The following is a 15,711-nucleotide window of genomic DNA, read 5'->3' as shown; positions in this document are numbered from 1 at the left end:
GGAGCCTCTGACCGTCGGCCGGACCTGTCGTAGGCGACTGGGCACCGGCACCGGCTGGGGCTTTATCGCGGTCACGCCGACTCCAAGATCGAGGACATGCAAACGTCTGCAGCGACCCATGCAGGCCCCGGCGCCGGTCGCTACCCGTACGCCGACCGTCGAAACGCCGACCACTGAGTTCGAAAACGCGGGTGCTGCGGCATGCGGGTGCGGCGGCATGAGGTGCACGCTGCATGGTTGCCGGCGTGAGTAGCCCCGCCGGTTACGTCGAGCACGGGCGGGGCATGACCCGGCGCCACCCGGGTACACAACGCGTCGTCAACCGATAAGGCTGTACCTCGCAAAGGAGTGGGCAGTTCGGCGTCGAACTCCGCGCCGGGCCCGGTGAGGGCCGCCCTCCGCGCCACCGCAGCACCGGCACCCGATGCGCTGATACTGCGCCGCAGCGGACCACCCATGCTCCGGTCCCATCGATTTTTGACGGGACCGGAGCCGTGTGCCGACCGTACGACGCCCAGAGGCCGTCCCTGCACGCGGATGTGCATGACGGCCCCCGATGTACGAGCCTCAGGCGACAGCCGCGGACGCGGGGAACCTCTCCCAGACGGAGTGCCCCCCGTCATCGCTGCGCGGACCTTGGTACCAGCCGGTTTGAACGGTAGGCCGGCGGGCACCTTGCCACGGGGTCTGGCAACGGGGTGCGACCCGACGCTCGGTGGCTTGCGGAACCGCCGGGCACCTGCCGCCTGTGATCGGTGGCCATCTCCGCTGCGTGGGCTGTCCACCGATCACAGGTCCAGCCGGGTGGTGTGAAGGATCCCCACCGATTGTCGTGCCGGGTCCGGTCGGCGGGCCGATGCCTGTGACCCCGCACCCGCCGATGATGTATCGGCTCGACCTAGAACCTTGCCCAGCAGACGGGACCAGAGCAGTGGCCTAGCGTCGGACCTGACACCCTCTGACACGTGCCCACTGCCTGGATCCGGGCAACTGTCATAGGACCGGGCGTGCCGACGAATCGACCTGCAGACGGGACGACGGCACCGTGCGCTGTTCCTGGACCGGTGTCGGCTACCAGTAATGTCGCCGTCCGGCGATGGGCCGTCCGATCGAGCCCAGGAGGAACAGCACCGCCCCGATCACGATGAGGATCACGCCGATCGTTGTCAGGATCGTGATGTGGAGGAACCAGCCGAGTAGGAGCGGGATGATGCCGAGGATGAACATACGTGCCGACGTGCTGTGCCTCGAACTGTCCACGATGGACGCCGACGACGAGCACTTCGTGGCGAAGGTCACCGTGCTCATCGAGAACGTGACGCACCACATCGAGGAAGAGGAGCAGGACTGGTTCCCGAAGGTCCGCGAGGGCCTCGGCCGCAACCAGTTGCAGGAGATCGGCGCGAGGATGGTGGAGCTGCGGCCGAAGGCGCCGACAAAGCCCACCCAGCCCGCCGCGTTGAAGAAGGCACTCGACGCCGTCCGCGCCTGAGCACCGCCCTTAGCAAGACGGCTTCGGTGTCTGCGGCAGCTTGTCGACAAACGAGTTCACCGAGCGCCGCGACACCCCCGCCACCGTGCGGATCCAGCCGGGCTTGCGCAGGTCCAGGACTGCGAGCGCGTATAACAGAACGGGCCGCGCCTCAGCGTCTAGTGCGGTTGCGCGAGGTTGACCGCGGCGTGGCCTAAACGGTGTCACCGATTTCGGCAAGCCGGGTCCGACCGACGAATGTGGCTTCTGCCGTTACGCTGTGGCGCTACGGGCAAGGCCGCACAGGGCCACGAGCCGGACCGCCACGCCGTCCGCGCCGGCCCAGCCCGCCAGATCGTGCTGCGGCAGCTGCCATCCGCGGTCCGTCGCCCCGTCCAGCAGGCCGTCGCCGTAGCTGGCCAACGCTGTGAGCGTCGGATGACGGCCGCGGACGCCGAGCAGGTCCCGAACCTCGGCTGCGTGCTGGTCCACCTGCGCTGACAGGCCGGGAATCACAGCTGCTGCCGCGAGGCCGGCGGCGCCGATCCGTCGGTGGAGGCGGTCGAGCAGCATCTGCACGGTCGCGCGGTCGGCGCCCAGGTTCGAGGCGGGGATGCTCATGAAGCTAGACCATAGAGAAGCCGTACCGGGGCGAAAAGCCCCAACTGGTCCTTTGCCGACATCATGACCGTTCGGCTATCGACCGGCTGGCCAACCGGGCGAGTCCGGCCGATCCACCGGAGCCGGCGACCCTGGCAGGCCTGTGGTTGCCGGTGTTGCCGGCTCACGCGAACGGCGGTGGCACGGCCTGGGAGGTCGCAGCCACCGCCGCGGTGGGCACCCGTTCTACGGTGCCGTTGGGGGACGTTGACCGGGCTGCGGCGGCACGGTCCTTGTGCCGTCTGCAGCGGACGTAGGCTGCGACGGGCCGGTGGCGCGCTGGCCGGCGGCCTGGTCGCGGTACGTGGGAGAGGCTTGCGGGCCGGCGGCGACCGGCTGCGGCTTTTCTGTCATCAGCCGCTCGGCGTCGCTCTGGCCGGCCGTGTACGCCTTCGGGAGTTCGGAGCGGCGGCCCGACTCTGTCTCCGCCCGGTCCAGCCATCTGTCCCAGCGCGCCTGCATCGGCTTCACCAGCCCGCCGCCGACGCCGACGATCAAGATGCCGGCCAGGGTGGCGAGAACCGCGATCAGGACCGGGGTCGTGACAGTGGTCGCCACCCCGATCTGGTTGAGCGCGGCGATGACGCCGATACCGAGGATGAACACGGAGGCGACGTTCGCCACAGCGCGACCATAGGAGAATCCCCCCAACGCGGTGGACACGATGTCCCTGACCGCGGCGGCGATCGCGGCGGCGACCACGACGATCAGGATCGCGACGAAGAGCCGCGGCAGCCAGGCGATCACAGCCGAGATGAGCGTGGACACCGCGTTCGGGCCCCAGACGTCGAACGCTATCCGCAGGGTGATCAGCAGCACCGCGTAGAAGACGAGTTGCGCGACGATGCCGGAGGCGTCGTAGCGGGACCGCGCAAGCGCTGTCTTGAGACCGCCGCGCTCTACCAGCCGGTCGAAGCCGACGCGCTCCAGCAGTTTGTCGACCGCCGCGCGCAGCAGGCGAGCCACCAGGTATCCGACGATCAGGATGACGATGAACGCAATCGCCCTCGGAAGTATGGCTGCCGCGGATCGGAGCATGTTGCTCAGCGGGTTGCTGATGTCCACGCTCCGCACGGCGAGGTATCCGGACATCATGACTCCTCGTTTGTGCCAGCGGAGGATCCCTTCCTATACCCGATAAGTCACCCGAGAACCACAATCACCACACCGATCTGTCACCCGCAGGGTCATGGTGGGTCGCGCGGCAGCAGCGGCCCGAGCGGCCCGAGGTCGAGGTCGAGGTCCTCAGGCGACAGGCCGAAGTGCTCGCGCAGTTCACCCATCTGCTCCTCCAGCGCCATAAGGGTTTCCCCGATCCGCTCGATCTGATCGTCGGTGAGGTCACCGACGTCGACACGGCGTAGGGCCTGCCGCTCCATCAGCTGTCGCAGGAGCTCGACGATGGTCAGCACCAGGCTGGCAAATCCGTGCTCAACCGCATCGCGGTCGACCTCGATTCGCCGGCCCAGTGGACGGACCGACGGTACCCGAACTGCGGACTCGGACGGCTCACGCCCGGCAGCAGGCGACGGTATGCCGTCGCGGGGCCCGGTCACTGTGTCCTGTCCTCGCTGGTGGGCGGATGGGCAGCGACCGTGCCGGCTGACGCGATGAGCGCGCGGAGCGAGATGTACACCAGGTCGACGTCGGCGATGGACAGTGTCACCTCGCCCGTGATGACCACGCCCGTGGCGAGCAGCCGGTCGAGTAGGTCGACGAGGGCGACCCGCTCGGGCATCGCCACGGTGCCGTTCGCCGGCGTATTGCCCAGTGTCATCGCGGTGGCTCCTCCTCGATCGTGACGAACGAGTAGGGGGGCCACGGCCCGGTCAACTCCAGGTGGAGCCCAGGGTGGCGGGCCGCCTGCGCGGTGACCGCGTCCCCGAACCGCCCTGAGTCCCGAAGTTCGACCAGGTATGCGCCGTTGAGCAGCATCGGCTCCGTCCGGCCGGTAAGGCGGCGGTCCTGCGGTGGATGACGCCGGGCCGCTGCGGCGCAGCCGGTGAGCGCCGCGTGTACCTCCTCAGCGCCGGCTACCGCCAGTTGCCACCGCTGGTCCTCGGCTGACAGCTGCGCGCGGCGCCGCTGTAGGTAGGCCGTTCCCGGGCGGACGGTGCCGGACGACGACGTGCCGCTGGGTTCGGACGCCGACGCGGTCGGTGCGGCGTACATCTTCACGCCCCATTCCGTTCGGCCACTGACCCGGTCCAGCACGGCGTCGAAGTCGCCGCGCCGCTGTTCGAGCATCGCCCGGAGCCCGGCGTCGTCGCGGTAGACGGTCGTGAGCCGGGCCGGAACCACCGGGCGGGAACGACCAACCGCCTCGACGACGGTGTGATGGGCCCGGGCGACCGTCTCCAGCCAGTCCAGGTCTTCGAGGTTGCGGCGCAGGGGTTCCTCCCCGAACTGCGCCAGGTCCACGGAGCTGACCACCGCGACCAGCCCTCCGGCCTGGACGGTGCGCACGGCGCAACCGCCGATCCCGGTGAGGCCGTCCAGCCCGCACGGATCGGCGTCGCGGGTCACGGCGTGCAGCCAGACACCCGATTTCACGGCCATGACGTGTCCTCGGCAGGTTGCCGGTTGTCACCCACGCTGGACCTGCCGGTGTACCGGGTGGGTGTCGCCGCGTCGAGACGCCGGCTGCGGCGAACGGCCGGCTCGACGCTCCTCCGCTTCAATGCCGGACTCGACCGCCTCGGCCCCGGCTTCGATCGCCTCGGCCCCGGCCTTGGCCTCAAGCGCTTCGGCGCCGGCGGTGCCCGCGGGCAACTCTCCGCGTGCGCGCGACGTGAGCCACGGGTCGTGCTCCCACCAGTCGATGCCCATCTGGCGCGCGGTATCGACCGACGCGACCACCAGCCGCAGCTTGAGCGTGAGGAGTTCGATGTCCAGCAGGCTCACCCGGATGTCGCCCACGATCACGATGCCGCGGTCGAGGACGCGCTCCAGGATGTCGCCGAGGTTGGCCGGCTCGTGCCCGGAAGTCGCCGGGTTCGCGGAACTCGGGCCGAACATCGCGCCGGAGTGGGATGCCTGGGTCATCTCATGCCACCTAGTCGTTGCCCCGTCCGCGCTGATAGCGGCGGATCCGGCGGAACGCGGTCAATGACCCGGCGGCGGTGGCCTGCGCCCGGTAGATCGACAGTATGTCGCCGGATGATGGGATGCGCCGGTCCTCGACGACCTCGACCTCGACCACCCAGCCACCGTTGTCGCGCTCCAGGGCCGTGATACCCGACGGTTGTTTGCCGGTCAGCTCGGCGACGTCCCGCAGGACGGCTCGGGTGACGGTCACCGGTGACAATGCCTCCGGGCGCCTCTGCTCGTCACCGAGCGGCCCCGCCGGTGTCCGCGCACGCGGCCGCCGTTCTGCTTTCTCGTCTCCTTGCTCGTCGTACGCCGCCTCGTCGTAGTCTTCGTACGACGCATCCGTGCGCCTGTCCGCAGCGTTGCGTCCACCAGGCACGGGTCAGCCCTCCTGCCTCCTGCCGGTCGCAGTCGTCGGTTCCGAGCGCCCGACCGGCCGGACCAGCCGGGCGATGAGTTCCCGCTGCTGCCGGTCGGCCTCCGCAGGGGCGATCCGGCCGGCTGATCTGTCCTCGTCGAGCTGCTCGATCTGACGCCGGATCACTGCCGGGTCGTACAGCTGATGCTCGACCTGCTCGCGGATCAGCTCACCCACCCAGAGCGTCACCCGAACCGGCGCGAAGGGCAGGGTCAGGATCCCGCCGATGAGTCCCATGGTCATGCCCCCGGCCGTAGATCCGCGACAAAGTCGTACGGTGCCAACGGGCCGAGCAGCCGTATCTCGACTCGTCCGGCCCATTCCCGGACCAGGTCCTCCACCGCCTGTACGAGTTCCGATTCCCGGCTGGTCTCGGCGAGCACGGCCACGTTGGCGGCGTCGAGCTCGCCGGCCGCGTCGCGCACGATGACGCCGGCGGTCGACGGCGCGATCGCTTGCGCCACCCGTCTGCCGTCCGTCTGCCGTCGAGCGTCGAGCGCGTTGTTGATGGCTTCACCGAGCGCAATGCGTTCGTTCCGGGTCGCCTCCTCCGGCTTGTCCCGGATCTGCGCACGGAGCTGTTCGAGTGCCGGATCCGACTCGATCACTTCGCGTAGCACCGCCCCCTCCACGTAACGGGCCCGCACGATGTACTCGGCCTTGCCTTCGAGTTCGCGCAGCGCCGCGGCGAACCCGTCGTGGTGGGGCGCGAGGAGTTCGTCGACCGTGGCCTTCCGATCCGCCAGTACCGCACCGAAGCGCGCCGGCAGCACCGGTACCACGGCCGCAGTGGCATCCAGCAGCCGTTCGTGCCCGAGCAGATCATCCGGCGTCCCGAGTGGACGGTCGAGATCGAGCTCGGTCACCAGGGCGGCGATCCGGCCGTGGCGCACGACGGTCACGGTTGCCGACTCGCCGCCGACACCGTGGGCTTCGGGGTCCGTCTCGACGTCCTCTGGAACGATGCCGTAGACGTAGACTCCCGTTGCCTGTGCCTGCCCAGTTGTCCCGGCCGATTCGGTGGCCGTCGACATGTCACTCCTCCTCCGCCTGGCGTCGGCGACGCGGAACACGTTCCGGTTCGGCCTGGCCGTCGACCACGTCCTTCAGCTTCTCCCCAGCAGCCTCCAGGACGCCCTGGACGCCGCCCTTCACCTTGTGCTTGGCGCCCCCCTGCGTCAGGTCCTGCACGAGTTCCGGCAGTCCCTCCTTCTCCTGCGAGATGTCCAGACGGTTCACCGCATCCGCGAACCGCAGGTATGTGTCGACGCTGGCCACGACGATGCGTGCGTCGATCGACAACAGTTCGATGCCGACCAGCGACACCCGCACGTACGCGTCGATGACGAGTCCCTTGTCGAGAATCGTGTCGATCACGTCGGCCAGCGACGCGGACGACGGCCGATCGAGGGCTCCACCGCCGCCACCCTGCTGGAGTGCCGTGCTCATCGTGTTGATACCTCGGGTTCTGGTCCTGGTTGTCCCGGTTCTGCGTTTCTGGTGCCAGGTCGTCTCTGACGGCCGCAGCCGGTCAGCGAGCCCGGGCATCCTCCCGCCGCTGTCGCGCCGGCCGCTTCTGGGTCGCCTCTCTCTCCGCTTCCTCCTCATCTCCCTCGAACCGGTCCTCGTGCTCGCCTTCCTCCTGCGATCCTTCCTCCTGCGACGGACGGTCCTCGCGCTGCGGACGCCTGTCCTCCTCGTGGCCGCCCTGCTCCCGCTCACGCGCCTCCTGCTCCTCGCGCATCGCGGTCTCGTGGTCCTTGACGACCTCGCCGTCGCGGATCTCGCCGCGCCAGCCCTCGACCTCATCCGGCTTGAGGATCGTCTGCGTCATCACGTGCCGGCGGAAGTGCTTGAACTCCAGGCGGGCCCGGCGACCCTGCGCCCTCCAGAGATTCCCGGTGCGCTCGAAGAGCCCCTGCGGGTGGTACTCCATGACCAGCATGATGCGCGTCATGTTCGGCAGCATCTCGTGGAACGTGACGGCCCCGTCGACGTGTCCCTTCGGTCCCTTGGAACGCCAGACGATGTTCTGGTCGGGTACCTGCTGGATGGTCGTGGCCTCCCAGGTGCGGTGGGACCAGAAGACCTGCGCCTTCCAGTTGGTCTTCTCGTCCGACGGCCGATCGACGTTCTCGACCTTCTTCATGAAGCTGGGGAAGTCCTCGTACTGGGTCCACTGGTTGTACGCGACCCGCACCGGCACACCGACATCGAGCGTCTCCTCGATGTTGGTCAGCTTCAGCTTCTTGGCCTTGCCGCCCTTGCCGCCGCCGAACAGGCCCTTGACCTTCTCCTTCATGCCGGCCAGCCCTCCGCTGAACGCCGCCCGCAGCGGCGACTTCCCTTCGGCGACCTTCTTCGCGCCGGTCACCGCGGCGACGATGCCTGCTCCACCCTGACCGCCACCCTGACCGCTCGCGTACTCGGTCAGGCGATCGGTCACCGAACTGAGCTTCTGACCGGCTGCGTCGACCGCCCGCTGCCCGGCAGCCGAGAGCAGATTCCCCAGCTCCCGCACGAGCAACTCGGCGATCTTCTCGCCGATGCCCCCAGCGGCCTTGGTGCTCGATTGCCCAGCCATGGCACGCTATCCTTCCCTGCGGCGCACGGGTGGCCGCCCACCCGACCGCGCGCGGGCCGGCACCGGTTCCTCGTCTTCCTCTTGGTCGTCCTCACGCTCGTAGTCCTCAGCGGGCGGTGACCGACGGGCGGCCTGCCGCCCGGAGCGGCCGTCGCCACGCTCTCCGGACGACGCGTACTCTTCCTCGTCTCGTTCCGGCTCGGGCGAGGCCGCTCGCGGGCGCCGGGCCGGCCGCTCGCGCACTTCCTCCTCCGGCTCCTCCGGCTCCCGGTCCTCGGGCCGCTCCTCCTCCGGCTTGCGCGCCTTCCGTGGCTCGCGGAGCGCGTCGGCCCGGCCGCGCATCCGGTCGCTCATCGAGCCGATCCGACCGGTCACCGCGGCCCGCGCCGCATCCTTCGTGGCCTCCACCAAGGGCGCACCCAACTCGCCGAGCTTGCCGATCTCCGGCGACGAACCGAGCGCTCGCACCCCGTGCTGCAACAACCCGCCCGGGCGGCTGAGCCGACCACTGGCCGCAGCGGCGGCCAGCAACAGCCCCCACCGCAGCTTGTGCTGCCGCCCCAACAGATAACCGATACCGGCAGCCAGAACCACCTGCGTCCTGCAGTTCACGGTCTCCCCCTTCTGCCCAAATCCACCCCGGCCGGCCAGCGCGGCCCGTGCCACGCGGGAAATACACGCGACCGGCACGAAACATGAACAAGACTATGCATTTGATGCACTAAACGGATTTTCTACCCCCGCCACCCAGCGGCGAAACTCGCATTTCACGGCCACTGCACACCCACGCGCGACACGCGATGGCCTGCCCTCGGAGCCACCTTGCTTCCCGCCGACCGCAGGTACGGCAGTAGCTCGCAGCGACGTAAACGCGATGTCCACCCGCATGTCCTCCTGACCGCCGACCAACCTCCGGCGCACTGCCTCCAGGAGGACCGCGCGCATGCCAAGGCCCGTGACGCCCTCTCGGTGCCAGGTCGGGCCGCAGCCGCTCCCGCCGCACCGCCGGCGGGCCGGGGTGAAACAGGGGATGGTCCGCGACACCCGGACCGTCACGAGTGCGGCGGCCTGCACGGTCGCCGCGACGGCCGCTGGCGTGTCGTCTTTGGCGAGGAACAGGATGGTCGGCCGGGTCTCGCCGGTAGGGTCGGCCCAGGCGACGTCGATCGTCGCGCCGGTGTCGCGGACGATACGCACGTCACCGGCGGGCCGGAAGGACGGCGTCCACGCGGCCCGGGTTGACGCCGGCCCGGTGACCGGCTGCGGCCTAGGGCTGGTTACGCTATCGGTATGTGCACACGTTTTCGGCGTGTCAACGGCAACGATCACCCCGGAACGTGAATGCATTGATGCATTCTTACTTATCGAATACCGGTTGTGTGACCCGCCCGTCACTCCACACCTCGGTCGTGCCCTTGAACAGCCGGCGTCCGGATGGCCCCGCAACGCGATGGGCAACCGGCCTGCTCCGCTCCTGGAGGAGTTTGGTGGCTGTCAGACCAGCTCGGCCAGAGCGTGCCGGTTGCATCGCCGTCGCCGTGCACCCTGTCACGGCGGTGCTGCGACCCGCGCGGTGGCTTCTGCCGGTGACCGCCGTCATCCTGCACGGCTGCCTGTACGGCTGCCCCGTCGCCGACCAGATCCGCGGCTGAACCCTGGCCCTGGATTCTGGCCTACTGGGCACCCGGTGGCCGGTAACTGACCTTCTGCCGGGCGGCCTGATCGATCTCGTCCGGCGTCAGCAGCACGACCGTCTGCGTGCCGACCGCACCGGAGGCGGCGGCGGCAAGGCAGGCCGCGGCGGCCGTCGCGTTGTCGGGCAGCTCCGCGTTGCTGGGGCGAGGTGCCGAACTTTCAGCGCTCGCCGAGTTCTGCCGTGGCGACGACGGCGTGTACCTGTGGTGGCGGGCGCCGGCGTGGACGGGCAAGTCCGCGTTGTTGGCGGCGTTCACGCTGGACCCCGCCGGTCGGCGTGCGGGTCGTCGCGTTCTTCGTCACCGCCAGGTTCGCCGGGCAGAGCGACCGCTCGGCGTTCGTCGACGTGCTCGTCGAGCAGCTCGCCGACCTGCTGGACGAGCCGGTGCCGCCGCTGCTGACCGAGGCCACCCGCGAGTCCTGGCTGCTCGGGCTGTTGCGCCGGGCCACCGAGCGGTGCGGGCGGCTCGTGCTCGTCGTCGACGGGCTCGACGAGGACCGGGGCGCGGTGGCCGGGCCGGAGGCGCACAGCATCGCCGCCGTGCTGCCGGAGCGACCGCCGGCCGGACTGAAGATCGTCGTGAGCGCCAGGCCGCATCCGCCCATCCCGTACGACGTGCCCGACGGCCACCCGCTGCGTGACCCGGCGATCGTCCGGGTATTGACGGTGTCGCCGCACGCGACGGTCCTGCGCTCGGAGATGACCCGCGAGCTGCGCCGGCTCATGCGCGGCACAGCGCTGCAGCGCGATGTGCTCGGGCTGGTCACCGCGTCCGGTGGCGGCCTGCACCTGGCCGACCTGGTGGAGCTGACCGGAGCGCCCGCTGCTCACCGCGAGCGGCAGCAGCGCGGCAGGCTTCACCGAGATCGCTGTCGCCGCCGGCGCCGTGGCCGAATCCGACGACGTCGACCTGGTGACCCTCGCTCGGCTCGGCGTCCGTGCGGACCGGCTCGCCGCGCGTCGCGCCGGGCTGCCGACGGAGCTCCCGGCGCTGTGGGTCACCCTCGGCTCGCCGCAGGTCGGTGTGGCGCTCGCCGCCGCCGTCGCGGGCGAGAAGGCGGCGGTCCTGGTGGTCGCCGAGCTCATGGCCACCGGCGACGCGGCGCGCGGGATCGAGCTGGCACAGGGCATCCGCGGCGCCCGGATCCGGGCAGCGGCGCTGGTACGGGCAGCGTCGGTCTTCGCGCGCCGGCGACCGCGGGCAGGCCGATGAGCTGCTGCGACAGGCGTACGAGTCATGGCCCAAGGAGGGCCGCGCCGACGGCCTCGAAGGGTTCGTCTCGGAGGTGGCCACCGCCGGTGACATCGACGGCGCGCAGACCTGTCTGCGCCGCATCGACGACCCCGCGTCCCGGGCGGTGGCCGCGGCCGTCGTCGCGGTGGAGGCCGCCAGAGCGGGCCGCACGGAACAGGCCAGGAAGCTCGCCGGTGAGGCGGACACGCTCGGCCGGGCGCTCAACAGTCCGCTGCGCTCCGTGTGGATGTGGGTGACACGTGCCGTCGCGGCGGCAAGCGGCGCACAGCGGGCGCACAGGTTCGTGCGCTCCATCGGCTGGGCGAACTGGAGCGACTTCGGCGGCGGCCAGATGGGCGACTACATGTTTCTCGGCAGCCTGGGCAGCGACATCGCCGCCGGGCTCGCCGTCGCCGGTGACTTCGCGGGCGCCTGGAGGATCGAGGAACCCTACGAGCGGTCACGCGCCAAGCTGCGCATGTCCCACGTCGTGCCGCCCGATGCCGCGCGGCGGCTGATCGCCGAGGTGCTGTGGGACCGGCACTGGCACGGCTGCTGGGAGGCGCTCGGCAGGGTCGACCCCGCCGCCCTGATGACCCTCGCGGACGACCGCATCAACGACGTGCGTTAGCGGCACCTGATCGGCTCGGGCGACGCCGTACCGACGCCGACCACGCCGACAAAGTCAGGGGCGCGGCCCGCAGTCCCGGGTCGCGCCCCCCTGACCGATGGTCCCGTCCGGCTTACCTGCCGATCTGCTGGCCGTTGTCGGCCCAGGTGTTGTTGCTCCACGTGGGGAGCGTCGACGCGTTCAGGGCTTGAGTGCCGTAGTAGCCGCCCTTGGGCCAGAAGCCGCCGCCGGACTGGCGCATGAACTTGTTGTTCGTGACCTTGCCGTTGGTGATCTTGTAGTTGGCGTCGTACCAGTAGAACGAGTAGCCGCCGCCGTTCATCAGGTTGCTGTCGACGACCACGTCGTTGATCGGGCCGATGTCGGCCTTGAGCAGGATGCACGACGTCTGGGTGTGCTGGTTCTCCAGACGGTTGTGCAGGATGCGGACGTACACGGCGTTCGTCGACTGGATGACGTCGTTGTGCTGGGCGGAGCCGGTGCCGCCCGGGTCGTGCAGCCAGGAGTCCTGCACGGTGCCGCGGCCGTCGATGCGCAGGATGTCGCCGGAGCCGTGGGCGTTGACCCGCAGCAGGGTGTAACCGGTGCGGCCGATGAGGGCGATGCCACCGGTCGAGGCGTCCTTGAGCTGCCCGTCGATCTCGGTGTCCTCGATGCGCAGGTTCGCGTTGTCGTCGGTGGAGGTCACGGCCTGGACGTTGGCCACGCGGATCCGGCTGTTGCGGATCGTCACGTCCTTGGCCTTGATCTCCAGGTGGCCGTTGATGTCCTTGCCGTCGATGACCGTGCCGGCGACCGTGATCGTCATCGGGCCGGTGTACGGCGTCAGCGTCACCTTCTTACGTGTGTCGCCGGGCAGGCCCTGCGGGTAGCCGGTGTTGTGCGCGGCCGGGTAGCCGGCGACCGTGTAGGTCGGGCTGCCGCCCGCGCCTGGCGTCGTCGAGGTGCTGCCCGTCGGTGTGGGGGACGCGGAGGCGGAGGGCGACGCCGGAGCCGACGTCGTCGGGGCGGCCGAAGCAGAGGGGCTGGCCGGTGCGGACGTGGAGGGCTTGCCGCCCGTGCTCGTGGAGGCGCTGGGCTGCGCGCTGTAGCCGGGGAGGGCGCCGTAGCCGGGGAGCGTGTCCTTGCACGCGGTCAGGCCGCCGGTGGCGAGCAGGGCCGCCACGATGCCGACACCCGCGCGGCGCAGCGGGCTGCGACTGGCTGCGGGGTGGCGCGGGGACCCGTCGGCGGAGTCATGCGAGGTGGAGTGCGGGTTCATGCTGTGGGAATCCTCCCGGTCAGTCGACATCCGTCAGTCGACGGCCATTGGCCTGTCGGTGCTTTTGGCAGTCGGAGTTTTTGTCGGCGTGAAAGTCGGTCGGGGTTCCAGACCTAACTGCAACTTTCTTTGTCTGCGGCGCACGCGATTGCCCATTCCGGCGGACCCGAAATCGGCTGCGTGACCAGCGCTTTTGCGCCGTCCGAGACCTTGCCGTAACCGTTCCGTTCGAAAGCATGCCACGGCCCGGCGACGGAATGAATCCATGAATGGTCGATGTACCGCTACCTTTAGCATTCCTAAGTCAGGGCTAAGAAGCAGTACAATCAGAAAACCCCACGTAAGCCCCGGATCGGGCAAATCGGCGTGGAATCACAGTGGCCCAGATCACACCTACTGGTGCGGCCACGAATACGGCCTTCGCCGTTCCCGCAATGCGTTGAACCTTACCGCCACATAGCCGTTCGACCCAATACCATCGAGTGTGATTCTGCTTGATGGCCCATTTCGGACCTGCAATTCGACGGGTGTCATCGGCCCGGGCGGGGCCGCCGGTCCTCGATGCCGAGGCCCCCCCGGGGTGTCAGTTGTGCACGTGGGTGTCGGCGGCGGGTGCGGCGGCGGCGTGCTGGTGCTCCATGCCGGGCGGCATGTTCCCGTTCTTGTCCAGCACGTGCAGCATCGTCGACATGCCGGCGTCGGAGTGGAACTGCATGTGGCAGTGCAGCATCCAGTGCCCCGGTCCGACCGATTCGCCGGCGACCACGCTGACCCCGAACGTCTGGGCCGGGCCGAGCACCTTGGTGTCGATGATCGGCACCGAGTCGGCAAGCGGCTGCCCATTGCCCACCACCCCCGTCCGGGTGTCCGCCCAGGAGTGCCCGTGCAGGTGGAAGGTGTGCATGTCGTTGCCGATGCCGACCACCACGAACTCCACCCGCTCCCCCATGCGGGCGACCAGGCAGGTCGGGCCGGGCTGCGGGCTCACCTCCGCGCAGGTGTCGATCGCCGCGCCACGACGCAGGTTGATGCTCTGCTGGTTGCCGAAGAGCACCGTGTAGGTACGGTCCGGTTTCGGGTCGCCCGGGCGGCGGACCACCAGGCCGCCGAAGAGGCCGGCGGCGAGCCCCTGGGTGCCGTGCGGGCCACCCACCACGTGGTCGTGATACCACCAGTACCCGGCGGTGCCCTGCGCCCCGGTCCTGGTGTTGCGGGGCTGGGCGTACCAGGTGTAGGTGCGGGTGCCGCCCGGCGGGACGAACGACCCGCTCTGCACCGTGCCGTCGGACTCCTGGGTGTACTTGACGCCGTGTACGTGCAGCGAGACGCCGAGCGGGTGACTCGGGTTGGTGCGCAGCGCCGCCAGAGTAGCCTCGGGCACCAGGTTGTGCAGGGTGATGGCGAGGCACTCCCCTTCCATCATCTCCATCAGCGGGCCCGGGTAGGACGCCGTCTCCGGGGTGAGGCCGTAACCGATCCGGGTCTGCGTGCCGTCCTTGGGCAGTTCCACCGCGTACAACTGGGTGGTGCGGTCCGGCGTGGCGCAGCCGTCCGGACGCTCGGCGAACATCCCGGTCTGGGCGGCGGCCAGTCCGCCGGCGCCGACCACGGCGACCAGCATGACCACCGCGACGACCAGGTACCGTCCGACGGCACGCGGACGCTCGGGGGTGAGCCGCGGCTCCGCCGGCCCGTCCTCGATCAGGCGCCAGGCCCTCATCGGACACCTCGCAGCACGACCGTGCGGCCGGCAAGGCCTCGGGACAGGCCGCGGTGGTTGATCCTGTTCCTGGACATGGTGCAGTCCCTTGGAACGCTGAACATGGAACCTCCTGTGGTGCAGCCGGACGGGCGAACTGCCGATGACCGGATGCACCGGTCGCCGGCGGGCGGCGTCAGGCTGGGGAAACGGAACGATGCGGGTGCGGCACGCCCGGAGGGAAGGCGCGCAGCAGGCAGGGTGCTGCGGTGACGGCACGCTGGAGTGACCGCCGGGATCCCGCGACGCGGGGCGGCACTCGATCCGTCAACGCATAGCCGCCACCGTATCCGTCACCTGTTCCAAAAGAAAGAGTTGCGTCAACGTAAGTTCGGCGTGTAGGAGCCGAACTTCCGCTATACGATCCGAAAGTCGCCTCCCCGCGGGCCGGGTCCGTGAAACGTTCACGCCCGGAGCGTGGCCATGCCGTTCGCGGGGTTTCGACGCATTGACAGCTATTCGTACGTCTCCTTACTGTCCGGCCGTCGTCCGGAGTGGGCGGGTTTCGAAACCACTTGGAGGCGTCATGGCCGGTTTGCTCGGCGGAAGGCACACGCTCCGGGCCCGGCTGGCGTTGGCGCTCGGCGCGGGTCACCGCCGCTCTGCTGGACAACATCCGCGCCCAGGGCTTCAACAGCGTCCGTATCCCGGTCACCTGGGGCCAGCACATGGGCGGCGCGCCGAACTACACCGTCGACGCGGCCTGGCTCGCCCGGGTCAAGGAGGTCGTCGACTGGGCGCTCGCCGACGGCTTCTACGTCATGATCAACGTCCACCACGACTCGTGGCAGTGGCTCAACACGATGCCGGGTGACCGCGCGAACGTCCAGAACAAGTACAACGCGCTGTGGACGCAGCTCGCGGCCGCGTTCCGCGGTTCGTCGCCGAAGCTGGTCTTCGAGAGCGT

Annotated in this window: 20 protein-coding genes and 1 pseudogene; 4 read left to right on the top strand and 17 right to left on the bottom strand. The window is 69.6% G+C overall.

All coding sequences use genetic code 11. The features are described from left to right. Nucleotides 1–1,071 precede the first annotated feature (1,071 nt). Complete coding sequence (locus ABZS58_RS49515; protein ID WP_354791661.1) at nt 1,072–1,227, bottom strand: DUF6131 family protein; 156 nt, start codon at nt 1,225–1,227, stop codon at nt 1,072–1,074. Between the two features lie 4 nt (nt 1,228–1,231). Between ABZS58_RS49515 and ABZS58_RS49510 the strand changes: the two are divergent. Further along, nucleotides 1,232–1,492 (top strand): annotated as a pseudogene (locus tag ABZS58_RS49510) (hemerythrin domain-containing protein); the annotation flags it as partial. 252 nt (nt 1,493–1,744) lie between these two features. Here ABZS58_RS49510 and ABZS58_RS49505 read toward each other — a convergent pair. From ABZS58_RS49505 to ABZS58_RS49440, 14 genes are all read right to left on the bottom strand, one after another. Continuing rightward, nucleotides 1,745–2,092 carry a DUF6401 family natural product biosynthesis protein gene (locus tag ABZS58_RS49505; protein ID WP_354791659.1) on the bottom strand — a complete coding sequence of 116 codons (348 nt, stop codon included), beginning with the start codon at nt 2,090–2,092 and terminating at the stop codon, nt 1,745–1,747. 225 nt (nt 2,093–2,317) lie between these two features. After that, nucleotides 2,318–3,223, bottom strand: a complete 906-nt coding sequence (locus tag ABZS58_RS49500; protein ID WP_354791662.1) for a hypothetical protein — start codon at nt 3,221–3,223, stop codon at nt 2,318–2,320. Between the two features lie 95 nt (nt 3,224–3,318). Next, nucleotides 3,319–3,687 carry a gas vesicle protein K gene (locus ABZS58_RS49495; protein ID WP_354791657.1) on the bottom strand — a complete coding sequence of 123 codons (369 nt, stop codon included), beginning with the start codon at nt 3,685–3,687 and terminating at the stop codon, nt 3,319–3,321. Beyond that, nucleotides 3,684–3,908 carry a gas vesicle protein gene (locus tag ABZS58_RS49490; protein WP_354791656.1) on the bottom strand — a complete coding sequence of 75 codons (225 nt, stop codon included), beginning with the start codon at nt 3,906–3,908 and terminating at the stop codon, nt 3,684–3,686. Before ABZS58_RS49490 ends, ABZS58_RS49495 begins: the two co-directional genes overlap by 4 nt. After that, nucleotides 3,905–4,690 carry a GvpL/GvpF family gas vesicle protein gene (locus tag ABZS58_RS49485; RefSeq protein ID WP_354791655.1) on the bottom strand — a complete coding sequence of 262 codons (786 nt, stop codon included), beginning with the start codon at nt 4,688–4,690 and terminating at the stop codon, nt 3,905–3,907. The genes ABZS58_RS49490 and ABZS58_RS49485 overlap by 4 nt, the downstream gene beginning before the upstream one ends. Before the next feature lie 27 nt (nt 4,691–4,717). Beyond that, a complete protein-coding gene (locus ABZS58_RS49480) occupies nt 4,718–5,176 on the bottom strand; it encodes a gas vesicle protein (protein WP_354791653.1) in 459 nt (152 codons plus the stop codon). Between the two features lie 10 nt (nt 5,177–5,186). Then, nucleotides 5,187–5,600, bottom strand: coding sequence for a gas vesicle protein GvpO (gene gvpO / locus ABZS58_RS49475; protein ID WP_354791652.1), 414 nt, complete (start codon nt 5,598–5,600; stop codon nt 5,187–5,189). Between the two features lie 3 nt (nt 5,601–5,603). Then, entirely contained in the window at nt 5,604–5,882 is a 279-nt protein-coding gene (locus tag ABZS58_RS49470) for a gas vesicle protein GvpG (RefSeq protein WP_354791650.1), read from the bottom strand. Next, the gene (locus ABZS58_RS49465; RefSeq protein WP_354791648.1) at nt 5,879–6,673 is read right to left on the bottom strand and encodes a GvpL/GvpF family gas vesicle protein; all 795 of its coding nucleotides are present in this window, start codon (nt 6,671–6,673) and stop codon (nt 5,879–5,881) included. The genes ABZS58_RS49470 and ABZS58_RS49465 overlap by 4 nt, the downstream gene beginning before the upstream one ends. 1 nt (nt 6,674) lies before the next feature. Next, nucleotides 6,675–7,088, bottom strand: coding sequence for a gas vesicle protein GvpJ (gene gvpJ / locus ABZS58_RS49460; RefSeq protein ID WP_354791646.1), 414 nt, complete (start codon nt 7,086–7,088; stop codon nt 6,675–6,677). A gap of 82 nt (nt 7,089–7,170) precedes the next feature. After that, nucleotides 7,171–8,223, bottom strand: coding sequence for an SRPBCC family protein (locus tag ABZS58_RS49455; RefSeq protein ID WP_354791645.1), 1,053 nt, complete (start codon nt 8,221–8,223; stop codon nt 7,171–7,173). A gap of 6 nt (nt 8,224–8,229) precedes the next feature. Next, nucleotides 8,230–8,835 carry a hypothetical protein gene (locus ABZS58_RS49450; protein ID WP_354791644.1) on the bottom strand — a complete coding sequence of 202 codons (606 nt, stop codon included), beginning with the start codon at nt 8,833–8,835 and terminating at the stop codon, nt 8,230–8,232. Nucleotides 8,836–9,896: 1,061 nt separating this feature from the next. After that, on the bottom strand, nt 9,897–10,175 hold the full coding sequence (locus ABZS58_RS49445; RefSeq protein ID WP_354791642.1) for a GYD domain-containing protein: 279 nt from the start codon (nt 10,173–10,175) through the stop codon (nt 9,897–9,899). After that, nucleotides 10,172–10,780, bottom strand: coding sequence for a hypothetical protein (locus ABZS58_RS49440; RefSeq protein ID WP_354791641.1), 609 nt, complete (start codon nt 10,778–10,780; stop codon nt 10,172–10,174). Before ABZS58_RS49440 ends, ABZS58_RS49445 begins: the two co-directional genes overlap by 4 nt. A gap of 25 nt (nt 10,781–10,805) precedes the next feature. Here ABZS58_RS49440 and ABZS58_RS49435 point away from each other — a divergent pair, with 25 nt between their 5' ends. Next, nucleotides 10,806–11,132: a hypothetical protein gene (locus tag ABZS58_RS49435; protein WP_354791639.1), complete on the top strand. Its 327-nt coding sequence runs from the start codon at nt 10,806–10,808 to the stop codon at nt 11,130–11,132. Nucleotides 11,133–11,205: 73 nt separating this feature from the next. Then, complete coding sequence (locus ABZS58_RS49430; RefSeq protein WP_354791638.1) at nt 11,206–11,784, top strand: hypothetical protein; 579 nt, start codon at nt 11,206–11,208, stop codon at nt 11,782–11,784. A 112-nt stretch (nt 11,785–11,896) separates the two neighbouring features. Here the strand turns inward: ABZS58_RS49430 and ABZS58_RS49425 are convergent, their stop codons facing one another. Next, the gene (locus ABZS58_RS49425; protein ID WP_354791637.1) at nt 11,897–13,045 is read right to left on the bottom strand and encodes a hypothetical protein; all 1,149 of its coding nucleotides are present in this window, start codon (nt 13,043–13,045) and stop codon (nt 11,897–11,899) included. A 583-nt stretch (nt 13,046–13,628) separates the two neighbouring features. Beyond that, on the bottom strand, nt 13,629–14,765 hold the full coding sequence (locus tag ABZS58_RS49420; RefSeq protein WP_354791636.1) for a multicopper oxidase domain-containing protein: 1,137 nt from the start codon (nt 14,763–14,765) through the stop codon (nt 13,629–13,631). A 554-nt stretch (nt 14,766–15,319) separates the two neighbouring features. Here ABZS58_RS49420 and ABZS58_RS49415 point away from each other — a divergent pair. Beyond that, nucleotides 15,320–15,711: cellulase family glycosylhydrolase (locus ABZS58_RS49415; protein ID WP_354791634.1), on the top strand; the 392-nt coding region annotated here is incomplete at its 3' end.

Source organism: Dactylosporangium sp. NPDC005555, from assembly GCF_040605635.1.
GTDB lineage: Bacteria > Actinomycetota > Actinomycetes > Mycobacteriales > Micromonosporaceae > Dactylosporangium.
Note: the sequence above shows the minus strand (reverse complement) of the source record. Positions and strands in the feature narration are given on the sequence as shown.